Origin of the sequence: Eximiradius sp. (genome assembly GCA_937127445.1) — a bacterium.
In the GTDB taxonomy this organism is placed as follows: Bacteria; Bacteroidota; Ignavibacteria; order Kapaibacteriales; family UBA2268; genus JAKIZO01.
Genome location: CAKZLY010000015.1, coordinates 13,232 through 37,364, shown reverse-complemented (window position 1 = coordinate 37,364; position 24,133 = coordinate 13,232). Strand labels below are relative to the sequence as shown.

Here is a 24,133-nt window from a genome sequence, read left to right as displayed (position 1 = left end):
CTCTATCTTAGTATTATAATTTTTTCGATAATAGTTTCTTTTTGGGTGTGCAAAGCCAACTTATACATTCCATTGCTCATATATGAAACGTTTATTGGGAGCAATATACCTGAACCAGAAGAAAGATATATTGCTTCAGTTTTCATTATAACGTTTCCAAATATATCAGTTATTTCAATATATGCTGTTGTTGGTGCCTCATTATTAATAGATAAATTAATAATGTCTTTTGCTGGAATTGGGCTAATACTATTTATAAAAGTAGATTTTGAATTTATAAGCCGATTTTCGCAGATATTTGTTAGTCTAAGTTCACCATCCAACACATTAGTTTGAACGGATGTCCCCCAGAATATAGAGTTTTTCCATTCTATCGGGGAAATGACCTCATCTGTAAGTCCGGAAACACCTGTTATCTCACATAGAGTTCCGTTTACACCGAAGTCACCTTCTATTCTAAATTTAATGAGCCTTTTATTATCGACTACTTGATTGGATGAAATCTTTGCATTTCCGTATTTCGAAAATATACTTAGAGGATAGAACGCCCTTTGATTAATGCTAATTTCGCCTTCGAAAAATCTTTCACCTTGATATGGATAATTTTCAGTATTTACAAATGATATTTCAATTTTAGCGTTCTTTCGCGGGTCTGCTTCGACTTTTCCAATTTTTAATTGTGAGGTGCCAACGTAGTTATCCAGTATAATAGCATTTGATGCAAGACAGGGAATTGCTGTAAAATAGATTTGAACAGGTTCAATTGAAGTATTTTTTCGTACAATATCCAACTCAACAGATTGATTTTTTTCAATTACTATTGGTAATGGAGTGTTTAAAAAATAATAACCATCGGGCTCAAAATGCACCTCTGTAAGTGTTGTTCTCTGTTGGCTAATGTTCTTAACAATTAATTTGCGGTTATTAATTTCATTGATGAACATCAATTTCTCGTGACTTACAGTTAAAAATGTTCCAATACCTTTGCCTTTAAGTAAAACCCGCTTCACAACGTTGTTTTGATTAGAATGATAAATAAATAGATTGCAGGAATATTCCTTCAATTCTTCTGGTGAAAACGAAATGTTTAAGTATAATGTTTCGCCGGGTTTAATAATTGTATCGTAAGTGAAATCTTCTATTTTGAAAATGTTACCATATCCATCTTCGATTTTTATTCTATTTATGAGCACATCAATAGTATCGTCGTTCCTGAATATTGGGAATTTAGTCAATTTACTTGTTCTTAAGCAAGTTTCTTCGAAAATATTACCATTAGGATTAATTAAAGTAAGCTTTCTATCCAAACTTTGGAAAGAAATTGGGAAAATAAAATCCTTGTAGCAAGAGTGAAAAATAACTTGATCTTCAATTTTCCCTGTGTCCTGAGGGGCTATATTTATCTGCAATTCAAAGCAATTATTTGGATATAAAGTGTCACTCAATATTGAATTCAAAATTTTAACGTGGGTTTCATTTTGAGTAGATACATCATAAATATATACTGGGACGTCACTATTATTGCAAATTTCAGCAGTAAAAGTATAAAAGTTGTCGGTTCCAATGATTATTGGCTGTATCTGGGGTTGAATGATAGTTAAATTTGCAGCAACAATACTAAAATTATTGTCCGAAACATCTAATTCAGGATAAGAAAAAGAACGATGCTTGAAATTTCCTTCACCATTCGACGAAGATAAGATTGCAAACCCTTCTGGGTCTAATCTCATATCATTCATTGAATTGAAATGGCCTGCAAGAACTGACTTTGTTCCCGAACCTGTTAAATCATATATAACAATTTGGTCTAAATTCGGCGAACCTATTACAATAGCATTTGTTGATGGGCTAAAATCTACCTCAACGGGCTCATTTACAGCAGGTCGGAAAGTTCTCACAATCATTTGTTTCTCTAAATCATACAAATATGTGTCGGTCCCTACATTATCTTCCTGCATTACTGAAATTGCAAGGAATTGTCCGTTAGGTGAAAATTTAATGTTAACAGGTATTGCTGTATATTCAACAAAAAAGTTTTTTATTTTAACAATGTTATTTGCATCAACTATTCTATACAAACTAATTCTTCCATCAATCTCAATTGTCGCCAAAGTATCGCCGGATTTATTGAAACTAATACTACTTACAGGCATCTTTGTTATTACAGAATTCAAGATTGACAAATTATTAATGTCCAGCACATAAAATTTAGGTTCAAAAGTATTTTTTGTAATGAAAAATCTGCGTTTTGGGTCAGTATATACTTTGTTAAGGTCAATTGGGGAAGGTATAGTTTTATATGAAGGCGAAACCCCCACCTTGTAGTATGCTGCTTTGGGTAAAGAAAAATAATTTTCCCTGAAAAAATAGGTAATTTCATTATCATTATTAATATAATCGACATTTATGTTTATCAAATTATTGGTCGATAAACTCGCGAAATACTTGTTCAAAGGTGCATTCGGTTGGTTGTAAATATCAAATTCGTAAATATTCCCCTGAGTGTTTACACCAATTGCTTTTGCACCATTAGAGTTGAAAGCAATTTTGGTAATGTTAGACCAATCTTCTTTTAGCACAACCTCATTTGCTTTTGTAAATTCCTGGCGAACTCGCACCAATGCAGATGAAGTTTCAACATTTGGGACAATCCATTTATAAACTGAGTCCATTACCTTGGCAATTTGCAGCCAACTGCGTCCATTATCAATAGAATACTCAACAATGACAGGCTGGTCTTTCGAATGCCCTTTCCATTTAATTTCGTATGTTTCGCAAGGAGTAAGTTTTTCTCCACCATTTGGTTTAAGCAATTGCAACATTGTAGTTTGTTTTACTTCAAGATTCCCTGCTAAAAGCGGAAGACTTTTTATCATCCCATTATTGTAATGGAGTTGCATCAATGCTCTTATAGGTCTATTGTCACCAGGCGATTGATAATTTATATCAACTAAATAATGTGTACTGTTTTCTAATTCCATCGGAGGTCGAGAATACATATCAAAAGAAGTGCCTTGCCAATTGTATGAAAAATATGGACTTGTAAATGTAATTGAGTCTAATCTCAATTTTTTATCAATCGATCCCTTATTAGTAAATGCAATTACGTATATCTGGTTTTTGTTCGTTTTCTCAAAAGAAAGCTCTTTCTGCTGAATGCCACTATGAGCTTCTTTAATTACTAATATCGGTAAACCCGGATTTTCATAAGGAATGCTTAATTTACCGATTTCTCCATCGTGTGAAATGATTAGTGATAAACCAATCAATGGTACATCATCGGGATTTGTTGGTTTTATATAAGTTGGATATGTTTCTAACGGGGTACGCCAGCTGATAGCAAATTTTGTTCCTGAAATTTTTTCTACTTTGTCAGGTTTTTTTGTGCGAGTTAGTTCGATTATTAACACATCATCTACTGTTAAATTATCAATTGGGACATTGTCTTGAAAAACTTCAACTTCAATATATCCAGCCGGTGCTTTCGAAAGGTCTAAATTTGAATATTTAATTGTAATTGCTGAAAATACTTGACAAATATTTATTATTATTAAAATTAAAACAAAATTTAATTTTATCATATATTATTCCAATTGTAAATTTTGTGACATTTATATAACAACCAATTTGTAATTATAGTTACAAATTATTCTCGCCATATATAATCAAATAAATAATATGATAGAATAATATTGAGACCACTATAAGCAACAAGCATATTGAGGTTGTTCGAGGCTTTTGCTAAACTAATGCCTTCTATTGAGTCAATCGTTAAACTTATTCCAATAAAAATAAGTGGAAGCAAAACAGGGAACGCAAGAACAGGGAAGAGGGCGTTCTTGCTCCCAGCTTTTGATATTAATGCCGAAATAATTGTGGTAGCAGCCGCCAACCCAATTGATGATAGCAGCATTGTTAATATAAACACATTCCACGAATTAATGCTGACCTGATTGAGAAAAAATAAAAATAACAGTATGGTGATAAAATAGATGGTTAAACTTAATAAGGTATTATAAACTAATTTCCCGAAATATATGTAACCAGAATTTGCTTGAATTAATAAGAACATTGATGTGCCGCGTTCCTCTTCCAGAATGAATATTTTTGAAAGCCCTACCATCGACGAAAAAAACATAACAACCCATAGCAAACCACCAGCAATTTGGCCATTTATTGGTTCGTTCCCAATGCCTATTCCTATGATTGTGATAGTCGTTACAATAAATAAACCAACTGTAGCAAGCGATGATTTCGTTCTAAATTCACTAACAATTTCTTTATTGATAATTCCTATTATTTCTTTCATAGTTTGTACTTAATCCCCATAATTAGCGAAATCATATTCATTTTCCAACTGCCGTAATCTATTATATTAGTAATATGCTGATTAATGGATAATTCACCGAACGCATAAAATCTCTTATAAATCCCGTAACTAATTCCTGCACCAACATTAATCCCAAGAGCAACAGAACTCATTGAATTAATCTCATTTGGAGCATTGTTAGGCTTAATTTTTCTTTTGTTGTTTGAATAAACAAAATCAATAGGTTCTAGAATTTCTCTTGTGTAAGAAATTGTTGATGAAGAATTAATATCGAAACTTAACCCAAATTTGGAGTAAAAATAGTCCCAAAAAGAATAATTAGCAGAAACAATAAGTTGAAGGTAACTACCTGTTAGTTCTAAATTTGTCTGTTCCCTGAAACGTTTTAATTCACCTGTGTTAATATCGCGAACAAACGCAATGTTTGTGTCAGGTGACGAGATTGTGCCTGCATATTTCTCAAAAGAAAATTGTGTTGCGATTTGCCATTTTGGGTTAAGTGTTTTCGATACAAATAAGCCATACCCCAGCGAACTTGAAGATGAATTCTTGAATTTTCCATTAGAAGAAACATTTCCCGTATTTGAAAAATCAACTTGATTTGTTACTAACGATGGCTTTATGAATAACCCAACACTATAGCCTAAATCAATTGCACACTTAACATCTAATCCACTGTTTAAAAAGAACTTATAATGCCCTTCATAATCATCATAAACATAGCAAACTGTATAAAATGCTTCATTTAAAGCTATGTCTCTTATTCTAAACGAAATTCTACCTTCCTCAACAGCAGATAGCGGCGAAATTTCTAAATTTAATTGTGGTGTTGCTTCTACTATTGTTGGCTCTTTGAATTGAATATTATTATTATCCATAATTTTTAAGTCTTTAATTCCAGTATCGTCGGGACGGTCATCTCTTAGCAGTACCATATACTTCCCGTTAATTATTTTTTCATCTGCTGTTGGTGGGTTTATATCACGCGTAACCGAATACTCTATGAAAGACTGTCCGCCCATCGTACCATAAGCGTCAAATGCATCAAATCCTTTTCCAAAACCATATGAATACATTCCAAATGGTAAGGCCCCCTCAATAATATGACTTCCATACGAAATAGACAAAGATGCAATGGAATATCGACTTAGCCCGAATGGTCTAAATTCATTAGTATCTATTGCTTTACCATCAAGCTGTATTGTATTTATTGCTTCCGTTGGGACGACAATATTTACAAGATGTTCCCAGTCCCCGCTAACAGGCGTAGCAAATCGGTATTTTCTTAAAAATTGTTGAGTTGGACTAATCAGAAGCATCATCGGGTCCCCAATAGAATCCCCATTTTTAAAACCTTGCGAGTATTGCGCAACAAGTACTGGTTTGTCGGCTGTAATTTGTATGTCCTTGTCAGTTGTTTGCTCGAAAAATTGACCTGTTTTTAAAATTGCAACCAAATTAGTGTTTTCAAAAATTTTAGTATCAGGATAATGTGCTAATACTCTATATGTATATTTGGTTCGAAATTTAAATTTCCCTATATAAAAATGCTTCCCCCACGAATGAATAGGTGGCAGCTGCTCAGCTAAATGATTGCAAGCAATTATCTCTGGAACGACATTTGGTACATACGAACATTGATGTCCTCCAAAAACGGCAATTCTTTTGTTTGCTCGTATGTAAGTTCCAGTCAAATCGCTCTTGGATACTTTTGTTCCACCTACTTGATATACATCACCTCGATTAAGTGTTACCCGAAATGTTTCTCCGCGTTTTTTCCCGGAATATGTATCAACCGATGGTGTGATCTCAACAATAGTATTATCTTCGGTAGCAACAACTGCCGCAATTGAAAGCAAGTCATCTGTTACGTAATATGACATAATTCTGTATTCTGTTCCCAATACCTCAACTGGTAGCCCTAAATATGTGTCGGTTGTCTGATATCTTCGATTTAAACCATACACTGTTATTGGATAGTCTGAGGTTATGTGTATTCCTTGCTTTTCTTCTATATTATCAAAGCTTCGCACTTGTGCTTGTACATCTATCTTAACATTTTTAATTGTTCCTGCTTGTACAAATAAACTATTTCTGTAACCAATGCTTCTAATCTCAATTACAACGTTAGCATCTTTATCGCTTGTAATGAAGAATTCTAATTGCAATTCATTCGATTTAGATAGTTTCCGGTCATCATCTTTGAAGTTTTTTAAAAAGCAAAGCCAGAATTCACGTCCTTCTGGATTTTTTACAATCGAAGGATTATAGGCTGTATCTTGTTTTTCTTGAGCCAAAATATTAATTGAAATAAACAAAACAAGTATGTATAATGTTTTTTTTATCATTTTATTATTATTTGTTGTAAATAAAATTAGTTTTGTATGTTCCTTTCTTTGTTTTGAGAACTAAATAATATAATCCACTTGAAAATCTATTTTTGTGTGGCGAAAAAACAATTTTATATCTACCTTTGTCAAGTATCAGGTTATGAGAATTCTCGATTTGCTCATCTTTTTCATTAAAAATCGAATATCTTATTTCATCAGAATTATTGTTAAATTCAAATACTTTCATTCCCGCAGTATTAAAAATGTGTATTTCTACATTTGTTTTTTCTTCAATTATGAAATTCACAGTTGCTTCGTAATCAAATGGGTTAGGATAAACCAGCGAAATACTTTCAATGTACTTTTGTTCTACAATTGGCGATTTTGTTGTTATTGCTGCACTTTTGAATTCACAATCAACTTCTGCGTTGTCTATTCTTAGCGAAACGGGACGAATTAGTGTCAAACTATCAGGGCCTACAAGCGTTTGCACTGTTAGGTAAAATAATATTCCGTTATAACTTGGAGCATAATTATTGCTTGCAACAACCAATTCGACGCTATCCCATTTATGCCGTATAAATTCGGTTGCAATCTCTTTGAAACCCTGACCTTCTGCTTCTTTTACATCGCTTATTTCTAAATTCAGAGCATTAAAAATAATGCTTAATTTAATATTTCCTGACAGATTAACATTATAATCGCCGAAAACAGGTATTTCATATGTATTACCAATAGGAATTATGGTATCTTTAATTATAATACTATTCTTTGCAAATAAAATCTGGCTTCCAATCAAAAATACAAAAAGGAACACTATTCTATTTTTCATTTTACGCATTCAAATATTACAAAAATTTAATTTAGTTATTTTTTTTATAATCGCACAATAAAAATAAGAAGCAATAACATAAACAAAAGTATTGCTTTTTCATAAGAATATAACGAATATCTTTGATTTTGCATTTTAGACTTCAAATAATTTGTGAAATTATTTGCTTTTGTTAATTCATCTACTTTAAAGTGAAAGCCTTTATACAAGTTTGCAAGTTCCTTAAATTGATTGTGGTTAGACTTTGTTGTGAATTCTTTATCCACATATTTACATATTTCTGGCTTAACCACTTGACTTTCCCCATCCCCAATAGAGACAAAAAAGCACTTTATAGTTTGTTTTTTAAAATAATCAATATATTTTTCGCTATTTCCATCAAAAATTTCTCCATCTGACAATATTATGATTGTTTTATCGGAATTCACCTTTGAAAATGCTAAAAGGGATTTTTCAATCGCTTTCTCTAAATTTGACCCTTGAAAAGAAAAATTATTCGGAGATAAGTTTCTTATCGTTTCAATCAATTGTGATTTGTCCTGAGAGAGTGGATACACTATATAAGCATTTCCTGCAAATGCAACAATCGAATAATTAGCTTCAAACAATTGAACAACTTCTTCAGCAATGTCTTTTGCTGCCTGCAATCGTTCTACGTTCTGAAAACCAGCAAGCATACTACTCGAAACATCTATTGTAATTACTATCTCTTTTTCGTCTGTATTAAATGTTGTGCTTTTATCAAAATATAATTTTAGAAAAAAAATTCCCATCGCAAAAAGTAATGAGAATTTGACTATAAGCAATATTTTGATTTTTTTTACACTTTTATGAGGCGAAATTTCCTTTGTTAATCGAACTTTCCAAAAATAATACTTTATAAACAAATATATTATAACAAATGAATAGACGAAAAGTATAGCAAAATATAGTAACTCTTCATTCATTATAAAGATTATTATTACTTAATTTTTAATTCGTTCTTTATCTTATCGAATTCAGCGAATAAATCTGGTAGTTGCCTCAAACAAGCTTCAATTTTAAATGCAAGCATTTTCTCTTTAATCGGAGAACCAAAATATATGCCCGGCTTGCTAACTGATTTTGATACCCCTGATTGAGCAATAAACGATACATCATCAGTTGTTTCAAGATGACCAGCAAAGCCAACCTGTCCGCCAATTCTATTTCGTTTGCCGATTTTGGTGCTGCCTGATACACCGGTTTGTGCTGCTATCCCTGTGTTTTCGCCAATTGTGCAATTATGCCCAACCTGCACTAAATTATCAATCTTTACACCTTTCTCAATAATTGTACTGCCAAGAAGTGCTCTATCAATTGTTGTGTTAGCACCAATTTCAACATCATCGTGTATAATGACATTCCCAATTTGAGGTATTTTTGTAAATTCACCTGTTTCCTTATTTTCTAAAAATCCAAATCCATCTGCACCAATTATTGCGCCGGCATGGATTATACAATTGTTCCCAATTTGAACATCTTGATAGCATACAACACCAGAATGAACCATTGTATTTTTGCCGATACTGACATTTTCATATAACACAACATTTGGCATCAATACTGTGTTGTCCCCAATTGAACAACCTTTGGAAACCACGCAATGGGCACCAATCTGAACATCCTCGCCGATTTTAATTCCTTCGGCAATTACTGCTGTTGGATGAATAAATCTTTTTGGTGTATTCCGTATGCTCTCCAAATGCATTATTAGAGAAACAAATGCTTCATATGGTTTTTCACAGCGTATGAAAGCTTGATTTCCCTTTGGAGAATTTTTATAATTAATAGGTACAATTACTGCCGAAGCATTTGAGTTAACAAGATATTTTTCATATTCCATTCGTGCTAAAAAGGTCAAATCACCTTCGTTAGCATCTTCAATTCTCTGTAATTTCTTTATTACAATATCATTGTTGCCTTCGATTTGACCATTTACAATTTTTGCTATCTGTTCTACTGTTAAATTAAACATATTTAACCTTTATTGTTTTCTTTCAAGTTCGCGTTGAATTTTTTCTTTTTCTTCAGGAGGAACAGTTCCTTCCTCTTGCTTTTGTGGTTCGGTCGTTTGAGTGGTTCTGCTTCTTCTACGAGTTCTATCCGTTGGTTTTTCTTCTTGCTCTTGATTACGAGGGTCATTTTTAATCTTTTGGTCTAATTCTTTTTCAAGTTGAGAAACATCTACTCCTAATCTTCTAAGTACCTTTACTGTAATATCATATTTAAAATTAACGTAAGTAAGTGGTTGAGTGCTTTGATCCCAAATAATATCGTACTTTTCAGCTGCTGCTACATCTTGAATAGCTGCATATATTTTTTGTTCAATCGGTTTCATTACTTCTTTAACTACCAAATCATATTCACCACCTGGTTCAAATTTCTCTTTTGCATACTTTTCACGTTTAGATATTAGTTCTTGCAATTCTTTTTCTTTGCCAGAACGCTCGGTATCAGTCCAAATCAGTCGATTTTTCTTTATCTCAAATTCTAAATCTTCTATTTGCTTTTTCATTGCTGCAAGTTCTCTTTTCCATTCATCTACAATAGTTTGAACTCGCTGCTCTGCAGCTTTCGCTTCTGCGAAGTTTTTTCTTATCGTTTCGCTCGATACAAAACCAACTTTTTGGCAGAAAATATTATTGTTAAATGTCAAAAAGAGAATAGCAAAAACCAATAACTTAAGATATTTTTGCATTTTATTTCCTAAAAATCTCAGAAATAAGTAATATAATTAATCAATAACAGCCCTCAAAAAATTTTAAATTACCCTTTTTCTAAATATTAGTAGAGACACTTTACGTGCCCCTACCAATTATGATAATAGCGATAATAGCAAAAGTTACTTATTTCTTTTTATTTTATCTAAAACTCTATATGTAATATCAAATTTGTTTTCGGCATATAATACTGCGGAAGAACCTTTATCTAAAACATAATTGAAACCTTCTTCGCGAGCAACTTCTTCAATTGCAGTTCTTACTTTTTTTCTAATAGGTTCCAAAAACATTTCTCTCATTGCAGCGAGTTCTCCCTGATTGCCGAATTTATCTTCCTGATATTGCAATATTTTCATATTTAACATCTGAAGGCTTTCTTCTTCTTTCTGCTGTGCATCAGCGTTCATCATTCCTTTCTGCTTTTGATATTGCTGAAACTTTGCTTCAAGGTCTTTTCGCCAGGCAATAATTGTATCTTGCCACTTTGTTCCCATTTCCTTCAATCTTGCATCTGCTTCGGCTGCTTCGGGAAGTTCTTTTACAATTGTTTCTATATCAACAACTGCAATTTTTATTCCTGTTTGTTGCGGTTGATTTTTTTGTGCAAAAATGTTAAGACCTAAAAGTACAAAAATTCCAAAAATTAAAAGTGATTTTTTCATAAATTCTCCTATTGTATTGTAAAAAAATTATTGACCTAAATGGAACAAAAATCTCCAACCTGATGGTGATGTGCCTCCTGTTACAGGGTCGAAACCATATCCGTAGCTAAATCCAAAAATACCAATTGGATTGATAAACATTTGAATTCCTACACCTGCCGCTCTTTTCAAATCGAAAGGGTCAGTTTTCCTGAGTTCTTTCCATACGTTTCCAGCCTCAGCAAATCCATAAACATATATCGGCATTGGACTTAGCGACAACGCAAAACGCAACTCGGCGGTGTATTTTGCTAATACTTTACTCCCTGTTGAAATACCAATTGAATTATCTTCGTACCCGCGAAGCGGTGTTACACCAAATCCACTTAAACCATTTCCGCCCATTAAATACAATTCAATTGGTGATAAAGTTGTATCTGTTTTCAATCCTGATATATACCCTAACTTTGAGCCTAAATACAGCACTACTCTATCATTACCCCCAATTGAAACCAACGGCAGATATGTATCGTAGTTGAGCTCATTTTTCAAAAAATCAGTGGCACCAATTCCGATTGCACCCATTGCAAAATCGGTTGAAAACGAAAATTTGCTCCCAACAGTAGGGAAGAAAAGATTATTCAAACTAATTCTTGAAATTCTTTGCGATATGGTAACCTCCGTGTATTTACCCGGTCTATAATAATACGAACTTTCAGTTTGAATATCGTTTCTTTGAATTCTAAGCCCCCAGTCCCCGCGAAAATAGTCGTCAGGCCATTTGAAACGTCTTCCAAAATTAATTGCTAATCCAGTTCTGCGTATGTTGTAGTAATAATTATAATAAGAGTCAAAAATATTAAAACCAACAGTTGTAGGTTCGTCAAAAAGCCAGGGTTCTGTAAATCCAAGACTTAAATTTCTATATTTTGTAATTTGTCCAATTTCTGCATTGAAATTAAATATTTGTCCTCCACCACCTTGTAGAGGTTCTGTGATAGAAAAATTATTCAGTGTTATACCAGCAGATAGAGTAAGTCCATACGAACCAGCAAATCCAATAGCTGCGTTAAAAGTATCAGTTGAACGTTCCTCAACTTTATAGATTATATCAACAGAAGTTGCATCGACCGATGATGGCTGTACATCAGGTTTTAATGCTTCCGGGTTAAAATAGTTCATTACTCCAAGCGCACGCACACTTCTAATAATTGCAGACCTGTCGAAATAATCACCAGGCCGAGTGTATAGCTCACGTCTTATTACTTTATCTTTTGTTTTATCATTCCCTACAATTTCCACTTTGCCAATCTTAAATCTATCGCCTTCGAATACCACTATTTCCACATCTACTGAATCGTGAGCAACTTTTTTGATTTTAGGTTCCATTCTCGCTTGTAGATACCCATTATCCATATATAATGACAAAGCATCAGTTGATTCCTGATTGCCTTGTAGGTTCATCATAAATTTTTCATCGTTATACACGTCACCTTTGTCGAATTCCAATCTTCTTTTAAGTGCTTCACTGCTCTGAATAGTGTTCCCAACAAAAGTAACATCTCGTAGATAATATCTATTCCCTTCGTATATTTCAATTTCGATAAAAATTCCCTTCTTCTCTTCGCTGAAAATTACTGTATCTCTAATTATATCAGCATCCAAAAAGCCTTCTTTCTTGAAAAACTTCTTTAATAATTCTTTATCTTTTTGGTAATCTTCGAAGTTAAATTTAGCACTTCTCCAAAATTTCCACCATACTTTTTCCAGTGTTTTATCGAATGCTCCTTTCAAATCACTTTGAGATAATTCTTTATTGCCAATAAACTTGATACTGCGAATTCTGTAATCTTGCCCTTCGTCTATAACAATGTATAAATCATAAAATCTATCAGAAGTATCTGATTTTTCAAGTTTTGTTTCAATTTCCGCAAATGCCAGTCCTTCTTTTGCGTATAAACTTTTAACACTTTTCCGTATCAAATACAAATCATATTGAGAAACCACATCTCCTCGAACTTTTCCAGCTGCTAAAACAATGTCTTTTTCTTTTATTTCATCATTCCCTTCGATTATTAACTTGTTTAATCTCGGTAGCTCCTTCACCTTTATTACCAAGAAAACCCCAGATGGTGTTATTCTATCAACTTCTATACGAACATCTTCGAATTGTTTGCGCTTCCATAAATTCTTTATTGCAACCTGTAATTTGTCGTCAGCTGGAATTGTAATTTTATCGCCTACTCTGAGCCCACTTAACGCTATAATTGTTTCTGAATGAGAGAAAATATTTCCTTCAACAGAAATACCCGAAATAGTTAATTCAGTTTGAGCGAAAATATTTTGGCAAATAAATATCAATGAAAAAGATATTAATAACAGTATCCTACTTTTTAAGCGCATTGACAACCCATTGAATGTAATTTGAAGCTGAACTTGACTTTTCATCTCTCAGTTGTGATGATGTTTTACCAAAACGTCGCTCTCTTTGCATATAACTTTCTATAGAATTATAAAAATCTTCTCTTCGAAAATCAGGCCAATATTTGTTCGTTATGTAAAACTCACTATAAGCTACTTCCCATAATAAAAAGTTACTTAATCTCATTTCTCCACTTGTTCGAATTACTAAATCTGGGGCAGGCAAACTATTTGTTTGAAGATATGATGAGAATTTTTCCTCGCTTATATCTTCTGGTGATATTTTCCCGCGCCGAACATCTAATGCTATCATTTGGACGGCACGAACAATATCCCACCGACCGCTGTAACTTAAAGCCAAAGTTAACGTAAGTCCTTTATTATTTTTTGTTTTTTCCTGAGCCGACTTTATTAACTTTTGCACATTCTTCGGTAGTGAGCTTAACTTACCTATTGTCAGAAATCTAACATTATTGCTGTGTAATTCATCAATTTCTGTTTTTAGATAATGTTCAAGCAAAAGCATCAAACCCTGCACTTCGGCAGATGGTCTTTTCCAGTTTTCTATTGAAAAAGCATATAAAGTCAAATATCCAATCCCCAGCTGCGACGAAGCTTTAACAATTTCGCGCACGCTTTCAATGCCTTCTTTGTGCCCGGCAATCCTTGGCAAGTTTCTTTCTGTTGCCCATCGACCATTACCATCCATAATTACAGCAACGTGATGAGGCAATTTACCTTGCTGCAGCAGGGCTTCTTGCTTTAATTTATCATCTTCTTTTTGTTCGATTAACCAATTATTTCCCACTTTTGTAATCTTGATTGTTATTAATTGTAAAATACAAATTTATTGTTATTTCAAGTAATATTCAAATAATTAATTTGCGTATTTATCCTTACATTTTAGATTATATAATTTTACGTTGAAAACTTAAAGAATGTTGTCGGATTTTAATTTTTCAACAAGATTTTTTATTGCATTTGCTCTGTGGCTAATTCTATTCTTTTCATTGTCTGTCATTTCGGCGAATGTTTTTTCGAAGCCATCGGGAATAAACATCGAATCATAACCAAATCCATTTTCTCCACGTTCTTCTGGAATGATTTTGCCTTCCACAGTTCCTTCTACAAAAAATTCTTCATTATTATCAATGTAACAAATAACGCATCTAAATCGAGCTTTTGCCTCTTTTAAATTAGCTTCTTGCAATATTTCGATCACTTTTTTCCTGTTTTCATTGTGATTTCCCTCTTCTCCTGCAAAACACGAAGAAAACACACCAGGCTTTCCATCTAAAAAATCAATCTCTAAACCCGAATCATCAGCAATAGTACTTATTTTGAATTCTTGAAAAAAAACTCTTGCTTTTATTGTAGCATTTTCATAATAAGTTGTTCCAATTTCCTGCGGAACAATTTTTTTACCAAAATCAGTAGAACATAATAAATCTATTTTATTGCAGGATAATAAATCTAATATCTGCTTGATTTCAGATAATTTATGTTTATTGTTTGTTGCAACTAATAATTTCATTGGTTTTTAAAAAATATATTTAACAACTGATTAACTGCATTAGTTGGAGTCAATTCACCTGAAAGTACATTTTTTTCAATCTCAGGTAACACTGCTGAAATATCAGGATTATTGAAGAATCTCTTTCTTAGTTCTTCCTCGATAATAGTATAAACCCATTCGAGAGTTTGTTGCCTACGACGTTGGTCGAATACTCCCAACCGCTTAGTTGTATCAACAAATCTATTAATCTCGGTCCAGATTTCAGGAATTCCTTTTCCTGTGAGTGCTGATGCAGTAACAGCATGAGTTTTCCATCCTTGTGTGGCTGGTTGCAACATGTTCAATGCCATTGAGTATTGATGGCAGGTAACTTTTGCCTTTTCCACGTTTGTTCCATCAGCTTTATTAACAATGAGCAAATCAGCGAGTTCGACAACTCCCTTTTTTATACCTTGCAATTCATCACCGGAGCCAGGTATCAAAAGCAACATAAAGAAATCAACCATAGAACGAACAGTTACTTCACTCTGTCCAACTCCCACAGTTTCGATTAAAATAACGTCATATTCTGCTGCCTCGCACAAGAGAATAGTTTCTCTTGTTTTGCGTGTTACTCCACCTAAGGCTCCACCCGAAGGAGAAGGTCGTATAAAGGCATTTGGTTCACGCGAGAGCATCTCCATTCGTGTTTTATCGCCTAATATTGAACCTTTGGTAATTGTACTGCTTGGGTCAATTGCAAGCACAGCAATTTTTAATCCCTGCTTGCAAAGATATGTGCCGAATGCTTCAATAAATGTGCTTTTCCCTGCACCGGGCGAACCAGTAATACCTATTCTGACTGATTTCCCAGTGTATGGTAATATTTTCTTCAGTACTTCTTGTCCGATTTTTATGTGTTCTTCGGAATTACTCTCAATTAATGTGATTGTTTTAGAAAAAATTGTAATATTCTGTTCTAAAACACCCTTAACATATTCATCAACAGTTAATTTTACTTTTTTCGCTTTGTATGTCTTTTTAACGGTTGGATTTATTTCAACTCCCGGCATAACAAATGAAGCGTATTCTTTGCCTGCATTTTCTGGCTGCCACTCAGGTTTGTAGGTTTTATTACTCATTTTGCAACTTTTAGTTTATTCATCTTCAATATTTTCGTCAAACTCATCAATTGGAATTGAATTTACTTTTATCCAATTAATAAAGTGTCTTATGCTGCTTGCAATAATGTAGAAAATCATAAATGGAAAAATAAGATGCCCTTTCGAAAGCAAAATAGCAATAAACGCAATTATAAAAAGCACAAATACAAACGGTCTTTCCTGAAAAGAGCGCTTGGTGGGGCGTGGTAAATTATCAAACTTAATATTTGATACCATCAGCAAAGGGACGGCAATTGTTAAAATGTACGGTATAATATATCTTAATTGGTCACTTAAATTTGTATCAAAATGATGAAAAATAATATATGAAATAATTGTTATTGCTGCCGAAGGTATTGGCATTCCTCGATAATATAGTTTATCCTCAAATGTTGATAGCAATATATTAAATCTTGCAAGTCGAAGTACTCCTCCCAAAGCCGGGAATGATGAAAGTAAAATCCCAAATTCACCCAATTGGTAGAAAAATACCTTATACAGCATAAACGAAGGAACTACTCCAAATGAAACTGCATCACACAAAGAATCGAGTTCAGCCCCAAGTTCGCTCGCCGCATTTATTAACCTTGCGGTAATTCCATCAAGCATATCGAATATTCCTGCAAGCAAAACAAATGCTGCTGCTGCTTTAATGTTATTGTTTGTTAAATATATAATTGCTGTGTACCCAGAAAACAAATTCCCAAGAGTTAGCAAATTTGGGACAACAGAACGAGTTATGCGTAGTCTAATCTTTCTCATTTTAATTTGCTGATTATTGTCTCGCAAGCCTTTACTTTATCACCAACTTTGACTAACACTTCTGCGCTTAGTGGCACCATTACGTCCATTCTCGAACCAAACTTCATCATACCAAATTTATCACCAGCGTTTACCTTATCTCCAACCTTTAACTCGCACACCAACCTCCGAGCAAGAATTCCTACAATTTGTTTGAAAAATATTTTCCCATATGGCGTCTTTAATCCAATTCTTGATTGTTCGTTTAGTTCTGATGATTTTGGGTGATAAGCTACTAAATATTTCCCCGGATTATAATCATAAAACTCGATTTCTCCCGTTGCAGGTACTCTGTTGACGTGAACATCCAGTGGTGAAAGAAATATACTAATCCGCCGAGCTTTGCTTTTTAAGTAAAAATTTTCGTCTTCTTCAACTATTTCTACTACTTTGCCATCTGCTGGTGATAATACCAAAGATTTGTCAATTCTCGCTTCTTCTGGTACTTTTCTTTCGGGGTCCCTAAAAAACCAGAAAGTAAATAAAATTAATAGCAAACCCACAGTAAATAGAACAATCCCTAAATATTTATGAGAAACAATAATAGGTGAAAATATTAAAATTCCACCAATAATGAGCATCACTATTATATTATCAGTTCCATATTTTGTAAGCATATCACTTTTTCAATTATTTGCAAATACAAAAGTAATATTTTTTTTGAGAACAGCAAAATTCATACGATTTGTACATATACAACTACAACGTCAAAGCTGATAATTTGTTACTTGATTTTTCATAAATGTGTTAAAAATAATCTGTGAACAAGATTGTTAGTTGAAACTAATTATTTGTTTTTTAATAACTTAACATTAATTTAAATAAAAAAATCTCTAAATATTTACTATAAGTTTGTTATCTTGCAGATTAAAATTAATATAAAAATAAATCTTTTTTGAATATCAAATTTGAGGAGTTGTTTTAATGCAAGAAAAAGTATTCACTACAATTGATGGCAACGAAGCAGCGGCTTATGTTGCATACAGAGTAAATGAAGTGTGCGCTATCTATCCTATTACTCCTTCTTCTAATATGGGCGAATGGGCAGATGAATGGGCTGCAAAAGGTATAAAAAACATTTGGGGAATTGTTCCGACAGTTTGTGAAATGCAAAGCGAAGGCGGTGCTGCCGGTGCAGTTCACGGCTCTCTTCAAGCAGGCGCTTTGACTACCACTTTTACTGCTTCCCAAGGATTACTTCTTAAAATTCCTAATATGTTTAAAATTGCTGGTGAGCTTACTCCTACTGTCTTTAATATCACCGCTCGTGCACTTGCTACGCATGCCCTTTCAATTTTTGGTGATCATAGCGATGTTATGAGTGCACGCTCGACTGGTTTTGCCTTTCTTGCTTCGGCATCAGTTCAAGAAGTAATGGATTTTGTCTTGATTGCACAAGCTTCTACGCTCCATTCAAGAGTTCCATTTTTGCATTTCTTCGATGGCTTCCGTACTTCTCACGAAGTTTCAAAGATTGAACTAATTAGCGAAGATGTGATGCATAAAATGATACCTGATGAACTCGTTCACCAACATCGTTTACGTTCTCTTTCTCCAGATAGACCAGTTATTCGTGGTACTGCCCAGAATCCAGATGTTTTCTTCCAAAATCGCGAAACTAACAATAAATTCTACAAAACTTGTCCTGATATTGTTCAGCAACAAATGGATAAATTTGCCGAACTTACAGGTCGTCAGTATAAGATTTTCCAATACGAAGGCGGTGAGAACGCTGAACATATAATTGTTATTATGGCTTCTGCTTCCGAAACTGTTCAGGAAACTTGCAAGTATCTCAATAGCAAAGAAGGACAAAAAACAGGTGTTATTAAAGTTCGCCTTTATCGTCCTTTCGACATTAAACGTTTTATGGAAGCAATTCCTTCAACTTGTAAAACCATCTCTGTTATGGATAGAACAAAAGAACCAGGCGCAATTGGCGATCCGCTCTATCTTGATGTTATTACTGCTCTCCACGAAGGATTGGCACAAGGTTATGGTTCAATTAAATCTATGCCTAAAGTTTTAGCTGGAAGATACGGTTTAAGTTCTAAGGAATTTACGCCTGCAATGGTTAAAGCTATCTTCGAAAATGCTCAAAGCGAAAACCCAAAAAATCACTTTACAGTTGGAATAAAAGATGATGTTACTTTCACAAGCCTTGAATACGACGAAAACTTTAATATTGAGCCTGACAATGTTTTTCGTGGACTCTTCTACGGTCTTGGTTCAGATGGTACGGTCGGTGCAAACAAAAACTCTATCAAGATTATAGGCGATGAAACTGATTTCTATGCACAAGGTTATTTTGTATACGATTCAAAGAAAGCCGGTACCATGACTGTTTCACACTTGCGTTTCGGACCCGAACCTATTCGCGCTCCATATTTAGTTTCACACGCTAATTTTGTTGCTTGTCATCAAACTGTTTTCCTTGAAAAAACTGACTTTATCTCGAAGCTTGTCCCTGGTGGTGTGTTCCTAATTAATACTCCATTCCCGATTGACCAAGTATGGAATACTATTCCTTGCTCTCAACAGAAGATGATTATTGATAAAAAGATAAAAGTTTATGCTATCGATGCACAGAAAGTTGCAGAAAATAGCGGAATGGGGCGCAGAATTAATACTGTAATGCAAGTTTGTTTCTTCGCCATTTCTGGTGTTCTTCCAAAAGAACAGGCTATCGAAGCTATTAAGAAATCTATTATCAAAACTTATGGTAAGAAAGGTGATGAAGTTGTTGCAATGAACCTTCGAGCCGTTGATAATACATTAGAGAACTTATTTGAAGTGCCAATTCCAAATGAAGTTACTGCCGATTGGGACATCGCTGCTCCGGTCCCCGATACAGCTCCCAAATTTGTTAAAGAAGTGCTTGGCGAAATCATTGCTGGTCGTGGGGACAATCTTCCTGTTAGCGTTTTCCCTGTTGATGGAACTTATCCAACTGGAACAACTCAATACGAAAAACGAAATATTGCTCTGCAAATTCCGGTTTGGGATGAAAAAACTTGTATTCAATGTGGTAAATGTGCAATTGTTTGTCCTCATGCAACTATTCGTATTAAAGTTTACGATCCATCATATCTTGAAAATGCACCCGAAACCTTTAAATTTGTTGATGCAAAAGATAAAGAGTTCGAAGGGTTAAAATATACTATCCAGGTGGCCCCGGAAGACTGCACCGGTTGTGGTGTGTGTGTAGAAGCTTGTCCTGCTAAAAATAAATCTAATACCAGCTTGAAAGCATTAAATATGGCTCCACAACTCCCACTGCGCAAGCAAGAAGCAATAAACTGGGATTTCTTTCTATCAATCCCTGATATTGATAGATCAAAAATTAAAGTTACCCAAATTCGCCAGCAGCAAATTATGCGTCCACTATTCGAATTCTCTGGTGCTTGTGCTGGTTGTGGCGAAACTCCATACGTTAAATTAATGTCTCAATTATTTGGCGATCGTGCGATTGTTGCAAATGCTACCGGTTGCTCATCAATTTATGGCGGTAACTTGCCTACAACTCCTTGGTGTTACGACCATAATGGCCGTGGTCCTGCCTGGTCTAATTCACTTTTCGAAGATAATGCTGAATTTGGTTTTGGTTTCAGACTTGCTATTGACAAACAAAATGAAGTTGCACAAATGCTTCTTAAAAAACTTTCTTCTCAAATTGGTGAAACTCTTGTCGATGAATTATTAAATGCTGATCAATCAACCGAAGATGGTATTAATAAACAACGTGAAAGAGTCCAAGCTCTCAAAGAGAAACTTAATTTAATGGGGAAAAATGATGATGTAAATAATTTGCTTGTGGTTGCTGACTATCTCGTTAAAAAATCTGTCTGGATTATCGGTGGCGATGGCTGGGCTTATGATATTGGTTATGGAGGGCTCGATCATGTTCTTGCATCAGATAGAAATATAAATGTTTTAGTTCTCGATACCGAAGTTTACTCAAATACTGGAGGTCAAACCTCTAAAGCAACTCCTTTGAGCGCTGTTGCAAAATTTTCTTTCGGTGGAAAACCTACTGGTAAAAAAGATCTTGGACTAATGGCTATGTCCTACGGAACTGTTTATGTAGCTTCTGTTGCTTTGGGGGCAAAAGATGACCATACTCTCAAGGCTTTTCTTGAAGCAGAAGCATATAATGGACCATCAATCATTATTGCTTATAGCCACTGTATAGCTCACGGTATTAATATGGAAAAACCATTAGAACACCAAAAAGCAGCTGTTGATTCTGGTCAATGGTTACTATATCGCTATAACCCTGAACGTACTCGATTAGGACAAAATCCTTTAATTTTGGATTCACGTTCTCCAAAAATGCCTGTTGAAGAATATATGAATATGGAAAATCGTTTCAAAATATTGCTCAAAAGCAAACCCGAAGCAGCAAAATTATTCTACAAAATGGCACAAGAAAATGTAGAAAATCGTTTTAAATTCTATCAATATTTAGCCGATAGAAAGTTTGATGGTGTTTCTTAATAATTCAATTAGTTAATAAATTTGGAGTTAGTTATGGATTTGACATCAAAATATTTAGGAATGACGCTGAAAAATCCATTGATTGTTTCTGCGTCTCCTATTTCTAAAGAAATAGATAATATTAGAAAAGCTGAAGATGCTGGCGCTGCAGCGATTGTTCTCTATTCTCTTTTTGAAGAACAATTGATTTTAGAACAAAAAGAGATTTTCTACCACACAACTCAACATAATGAAATTACCCCCGAAGCATCTTCATTTTTCCCTGAACCTTCTGAATTCAAGTTAGGACCTGAAGAATACTTAGAGCATATTGCAAAAGCTAAAAGCGCTGTTACAATTCCAGTTATTGCAAGTTTAAATGGAAAAACAGAAGGTGGTTGGACCGACTATGCAAAAAAAATGCAGGATGCAGGTGCTGATGCTATTGAACTTAATATTTATAATATACCCACTGATACAATGCTTTCATCCGAAGCAATTGAGAACAGATATTTAAATATTCTGAAAGCCGTCAAAAATGCTATTTCTATTCCTGTTGCTTTGAAACTAAGTCCATTCTTTACTAATATGGCAAGTATGGCAAAGCGCTTTGATGAAACTGGTGCCGATGCACTTGTTCTTTTCAATCGCTTCTACCAGCCAGATGTGAATCTAAACGATCTTGAAGTTGTCCCGAATGTTGATTTAAGCACTTCTGCTGATATTAAGTTACCATTGCGTTGGATTGCAATACTTAAAGATAGAGTAAAAGCCGATCTTGCTGCAACTTCTGGTGTTCATACTGGTGAAGATGCTATCAAATACTTGATGGTTGGTGCTAATGCTGTTATGATGTGCTCGTCCCTGCTTAAAAATGGCATCTATCACCTTAAAACTGTTTTGGATCAGATACAAAGCTGGTTGGAAGCAAAAGAATACGAATCCGTTGCACAAATGCAAGGTTCTATGTCCCAGTCGAAAATTGGCAACCCTGAAAGCTTTGAACGTGCTCAATATATGCGTGCAATCAATAATTACAAATTTGGCTATTAATTCTAAAATAATGCAAAAAGGGGCTGTTTTCTGTAAGCAGCCCTTTTTTTATATGTATTAAATTCAATAATCTATTCTAATATATACTTTATTCTATTGATGTTTCCATCTATGTTACTTCGCCCATCAATCTTAAATATTTCGCATAGCAAAGGATAAATATCAACATTTTCCAATGTCCCAACTCTGTAATTCTGTTTAAACTTATTACCAACTGCAAAAAATATTCCATGCATATCTATATGATGTGAATCATAACCGTGTTCAGCAACTGCGTTATACGTGCTTTTGCCATAAATTAACTTGAAACCAATATCCGCCACTACAACAATTGGATAAATATAAGGGTTTTTATTAAAGCTCCAGTAAGCGGGAACTTCGCTTTTATAATAAACTTTATAATTCCTTTCTGCTTTTTTTAGTCTATTATATACTAATTCAATATTTTTTTCATCTTTTGGCTTGATCATAGTAATGGCAGATGAACTATTGACTTCACATTCTATTTCTCCGATTATATCTTTAATGTTAATAATTCCATCTTGACGGATGTTTGTCATACCGTGGTCAGATAAAATAATTATATTAATGCTGTCTTTCATTCCGATTAATTCAATCTTTTGCCTAAGCACTCCAATAAGAGAGTCCAGCACAGCAACTGTTGAATCAATTTGACGCGAGTATGTTCCATATTTATGACCTTCCGAATCAGTATCGTGAAAATATAGAGTTATAAAATGTGGTCTTTCGTTATAAGGAAGTTTCAGCCACTCAATTATTCCATTTATTTTATTCTCATGAGGTTCATCGTGATTGTATGCTTTGTAATAATTCGGTCGACGGTTTTCATCCCAAACCTCAGAACCAGGCCAATAGTAAGAAGCAGTAATGATTTTATGTCGGCGTGCCGTTTCCCAAAATGCTTCACCCCAATACCAAACTGGATTTTTCACAGCATTTGAATCAGAAAGTCGGTATCTTTCTCCATATAAATTTTCAAAAAAGTTAGAGATTAACCCGTGATTTTGTGGATACATCCCTGTAATTATGCTTAAATGGTTAGGGAATGTAATACTTGGAAAAGATGGCTTAAACGATAATGCCGAAACGCCTTCTTGCTTAATTTTATCTAAATTTGGAGTAATTCCTCTTTCTGCATAATCCCAACGAAACCCATCAAGTGAAATTAATAAAACATATGGTTGAGGTTCACTTGCTTTTATTGGTAAAATACAAAATAGCACAAATAAAAGCACATTAAATAATTTTTTCATAAAAATATAACATTAAATTCTACAAATAGCGAAAAATACTATTAAAATGTTAATTTTTCAAAAATTCTTGGCTAATATAAAAAAAGCAGGTAAAAACCCTGCCTTTTTATAGTTAGGAAATCCTCTCCATTGCTAATTGTTTAAGCTCAGATAATACTTTTTCAATATCAATCCACGAAACTGGCTTGGAAAAGAAATTAGTAGCACCATTTTTTAAAGCAAGTTCATCAAGATTAAATTGGTCGCACGCTGAATAGATAATTACAGGCGTATCAGGGTCAATCTTTTTTATTTCTTTCATTAAGTCAATTCCATTCATTTCTTTCATCAAATAGTCTGTCAAGACTGCAAGATATTTTCTTTTTTTGAAATGCTGAATTGCCTTTAATGGATTTTCAAATGCATCACATTCAAATCCATTTAAAACCAGCACATCATTCAGTACTTCGAGTGAAGAAATGTCATCGTCAATTAACAAAACTTTCATTTTAAGCCTTCCAAATAAAAATGCAAAAACATAATATATTAGATGCAAAATACGAGCCAATAATTATTACTAATGAATAATCTTTTAAG

18 protein-coding genes are annotated in these 24,133 nt (G+C 33.9%); 2 read left to right on the top strand and 16 right to left on the bottom strand.

The features are described from left to right. Nucleotides 1-2: 2 nt before the first annotated feature. The 14 genes from AC6QZF_RS04320 to AC6QZF_RS04255 all read right to left on the bottom strand — a co-directional run bounded on the left by AC6QZF_RS04320 (nt 3) and on the right by AC6QZF_RS04255 (nt 17,371). Complete coding sequence (locus AC6QZF_RS04320; protein ID WP_499798646.1) at nt 3-3,581, bottom strand: T9SS type A sorting domain-containing protein; 3,579 nt, start codon at nt 3,579-3,581, stop codon at nt 3-5. A gap of 65 nt (nt 3,582-3,646) precedes the next feature. Next, nucleotides 3,647-4,309: a heme exporter protein CcmB gene (locus AC6QZF_RS04315; RefSeq protein WP_499798645.1), complete on the bottom strand. Its 663-nt coding sequence runs from the start codon at nt 4,307-4,309 to the stop codon at nt 3,647-3,649. After that, nucleotides 4,306-6,678, bottom strand: a complete 2,373-nt coding sequence (locus tag AC6QZF_RS04310) for a hypothetical protein (protein ID WP_499798644.1) — start codon at nt 6,676-6,678, stop codon at nt 4,306-4,308. Before AC6QZF_RS04310 ends, AC6QZF_RS04315 begins: the two co-directional genes overlap by 4 nt. A gap of 7 nt (nt 6,679-6,685) precedes the next feature. Next, on the bottom strand, nt 6,686-7,492 hold the full coding sequence (locus AC6QZF_RS04305; RefSeq protein WP_499798643.1) for a hypothetical protein: 807 nt from the start codon (nt 7,490-7,492) through the stop codon (nt 6,686-6,688). A 44-nt stretch (nt 7,493-7,536) separates the two neighbouring features. Continuing rightward, entirely contained in the window at nt 7,537-8,265 is a 729-nt protein-coding gene (locus AC6QZF_RS04300; RefSeq protein ID WP_499798642.1) for a vWA domain-containing protein, read from the bottom strand. A 188-nt stretch (nt 8,266-8,453) separates the two neighbouring features. Then, nucleotides 8,454-9,488, bottom strand: a complete 1,035-nt coding sequence (lpxD, locus tag AC6QZF_RS04295; RefSeq protein WP_499798641.1) for a UDP-3-O-(3-hydroxymyristoyl)glucosamine N-acyltransferase — start codon at nt 9,486-9,488, stop codon at nt 8,454-8,456. Nucleotides 9,489-9,497: 9 nt separating this feature from the next. Beyond that, a complete protein-coding gene (locus tag AC6QZF_RS04290; protein ID WP_499798640.1) occupies nt 9,498-10,211 on the bottom strand; it encodes an OmpH/Skp family outer membrane protein in 714 nt (237 codons plus the stop codon). A gap of 144 nt (nt 10,212-10,355) precedes the next feature. Next, nucleotides 10,356-10,895, bottom strand: a complete 540-nt coding sequence (locus tag AC6QZF_RS04285; RefSeq protein ID WP_499798639.1) for an OmpH/Skp family outer membrane protein — start codon at nt 10,893-10,895, stop codon at nt 10,356-10,358. 27 nt (nt 10,896-10,922) lie between these two features. Next, nucleotides 10,923-13,322 (bottom strand): outer membrane protein assembly factor BamA, encoded by a 2,400-nt coding sequence (gene bamA, locus AC6QZF_RS04280; RefSeq protein ID WP_499798638.1) that lies wholly within the window; start codon nt 13,320-13,322, stop codon nt 10,923-10,925. Continuing rightward, a complete protein-coding gene (uppS, locus tag AC6QZF_RS04275; RefSeq protein ID WP_499798637.1) occupies nt 13,261-14,103 on the bottom strand; it encodes an undecaprenyl pyrophosphate synthase in 843 nt (280 codons plus the stop codon). The genes bamA and uppS overlap by 62 nt, the downstream gene beginning before the upstream one ends. A gap of 123 nt (nt 14,104-14,226) precedes the next feature. Further along, nucleotides 14,227-14,829 carry an RdgB/HAM1 family non-canonical purine NTP pyrophosphatase gene (gene rdgB / locus AC6QZF_RS04270; RefSeq protein WP_499798636.1) on the bottom strand — a complete coding sequence of 201 codons (603 nt, stop codon included), beginning with the start codon at nt 14,827-14,829 and terminating at the stop codon, nt 14,227-14,229. Continuing rightward, nucleotides 14,826-15,932 (bottom strand): methylmalonyl Co-A mutase-associated GTPase MeaB, encoded by a 1,107-nt coding sequence (meaB, locus tag AC6QZF_RS04265; protein WP_499798635.1) that lies wholly within the window; start codon nt 15,930-15,932, stop codon nt 14,826-14,828. The genes rdgB and meaB overlap by 4 nt, the downstream gene beginning before the upstream one ends. A gap of 15 nt (nt 15,933-15,947) precedes the next feature. Beyond that, nucleotides 15,948-16,715, bottom strand: a complete 768-nt coding sequence (pssA, locus tag AC6QZF_RS04260) for a CDP-diacylglycerol--serine O-phosphatidyltransferase (RefSeq protein ID WP_499798634.1) — start codon at nt 16,713-16,715, stop codon at nt 15,948-15,950. Beyond that, nucleotides 16,712-17,371, bottom strand: coding sequence for a phosphatidylserine decarboxylase family protein (locus AC6QZF_RS04255; protein WP_499798633.1), 660 nt, complete (start codon nt 17,369-17,371; stop codon nt 16,712-16,714). Before AC6QZF_RS04255 ends, pssA begins: the two co-directional genes overlap by 4 nt. A 307-nt stretch (nt 17,372-17,678) precedes the next feature. Here AC6QZF_RS04255 and nifJ point away from each other — a divergent pair, with 307 nt between their 5' ends. Then, entirely contained in the window at nt 17,679-21,251 is a 3,573-nt protein-coding gene (nifJ, locus tag AC6QZF_RS04250; protein WP_499798632.1) for a pyruvate:ferredoxin (flavodoxin) oxidoreductase, read from the top strand. A 33-nt stretch (nt 21,252-21,284) separates the two neighbouring features. Continuing rightward, nucleotides 21,285-22,283, top strand: coding sequence for a dihydroorotate dehydrogenase-like protein (locus tag AC6QZF_RS04245; protein WP_499798631.1), 999 nt, complete (start codon nt 21,285-21,287; stop codon nt 22,281-22,283). 71 nt (nt 22,284-22,354) lie between these two features. Here AC6QZF_RS04245 and AC6QZF_RS04240 read toward each other — a convergent pair whose 3' ends face one another. After that, nucleotides 22,355-23,557: an alkaline phosphatase family protein gene (locus AC6QZF_RS04240; protein WP_499798630.1), complete on the bottom strand. Its 1,203-nt coding sequence runs from the start codon at nt 23,555-23,557 to the stop codon at nt 22,355-22,357. Between the two features lie 112 nt (nt 23,558-23,669). Then, nucleotides 23,670-24,044: a response regulator gene (locus tag AC6QZF_RS04235; protein WP_499798629.1), complete on the bottom strand. Its 375-nt coding sequence runs from the start codon at nt 24,042-24,044 to the stop codon at nt 23,670-23,672. Between the last annotated feature and the right edge of the window lie 89 nt (nt 24,045-24,133).

Bases quoted from the DNA above. Each gene is read 5' to 3' on its own strand.
- AC6QZF_RS04320 (WP_499798646.1), bottom strand. From the start codon at position 3,581: ATGATAAAATTAAATTTTGTTTTAATTTTAATAATAATAAATATTTGT.
- AC6QZF_RS04315 (WP_499798645.1), bottom strand. From the start codon at position 4,309: ATGAAAGAAATAATAGGAATTATCAATAAAGAAATTGTTAGTGAATTT.
- AC6QZF_RS04310 (WP_499798644.1), bottom strand. From the start codon at position 6,678: ATGATAAAAAAAACATTATACATACTTGTTTTGTTTATTTCAATTAAT.
- AC6QZF_RS04305 (WP_499798643.1), bottom strand. From the start codon at position 7,492: ATGAAAAATAGAATAGTGTTCCTTTTTGTATTTTTGATTGGAAGCCAG.
- AC6QZF_RS04300 (WP_499798642.1), bottom strand. From the start codon at position 8,265: ATGGGAATTTTTTTTCTAAAATTATATTTTGATAAAAGCACAACATTT.
- lpxD (WP_499798641.1), bottom strand. From the start codon at position 9,488: ATGTTTAATTTAACAGTAGAACAGATAGCAAAAATTGTAAATGGTCAA.
- AC6QZF_RS04290 (WP_499798640.1), bottom strand. From the start codon at position 10,211: ATGCAAAAATATCTTAAGTTATTGGTTTTTGCTATTCTCTTTTTGACA.
- AC6QZF_RS04285 (WP_499798639.1), bottom strand. From the start codon at position 10,895: ATGAAAAAATCACTTTTAATTTTTGGAATTTTTGTACTTTTAGGTCTT.
- bamA (WP_499798638.1), bottom strand. From the start codon at position 13,322: ATGAAAAGTCAAGTTCAGCTTCAAATTACATTCAATGGGTTGTCAATG.
- rdgB (WP_499798636.1), bottom strand. From the start codon at position 14,829: ATGAAATTATTAGTTGCAACAAACAATAAACATAAATTATCTGAAATC.
- meaB (WP_499798635.1), bottom strand. From the start codon at position 15,932: ATGAGTAATAAAACCTACAAACCTGAGTGGCAGCCAGAAAATGCAGGC.
- pssA (WP_499798634.1), bottom strand. From the start codon at position 16,715: ATGAGAAAGATTAGACTACGCATAACTCGTTCTGTTGTCCCAAATTTG.
- AC6QZF_RS04255 (WP_499798633.1), bottom strand. From the start codon at position 17,371: ATGCTTACAAAATATGGAACTGATAATATAATAGTGATGCTCATTATT.
- nifJ (WP_499798632.1), top strand. From the start codon at position 17,679: ATGCAAGAAAAAGTATTCACTACAATTGATGGCAACGAAGCAGCGGCT.
- AC6QZF_RS04245 (WP_499798631.1), top strand. From the start codon at position 21,285: ATGGATTTGACATCAAAATATTTAGGAATGACGCTGAAAAATCCATTG.
- AC6QZF_RS04240 (WP_499798630.1), bottom strand. From the start codon at position 23,557: ATGAAAAAATTATTTAATGTGCTTTTATTTGTGCTATTTTGTATTTTA.
- AC6QZF_RS04235 (WP_499798629.1), bottom strand. From the start codon at position 24,044: ATGAAAGTTTTGTTAATTGACGATGACATTTCTTCACTCGAAGTACTG.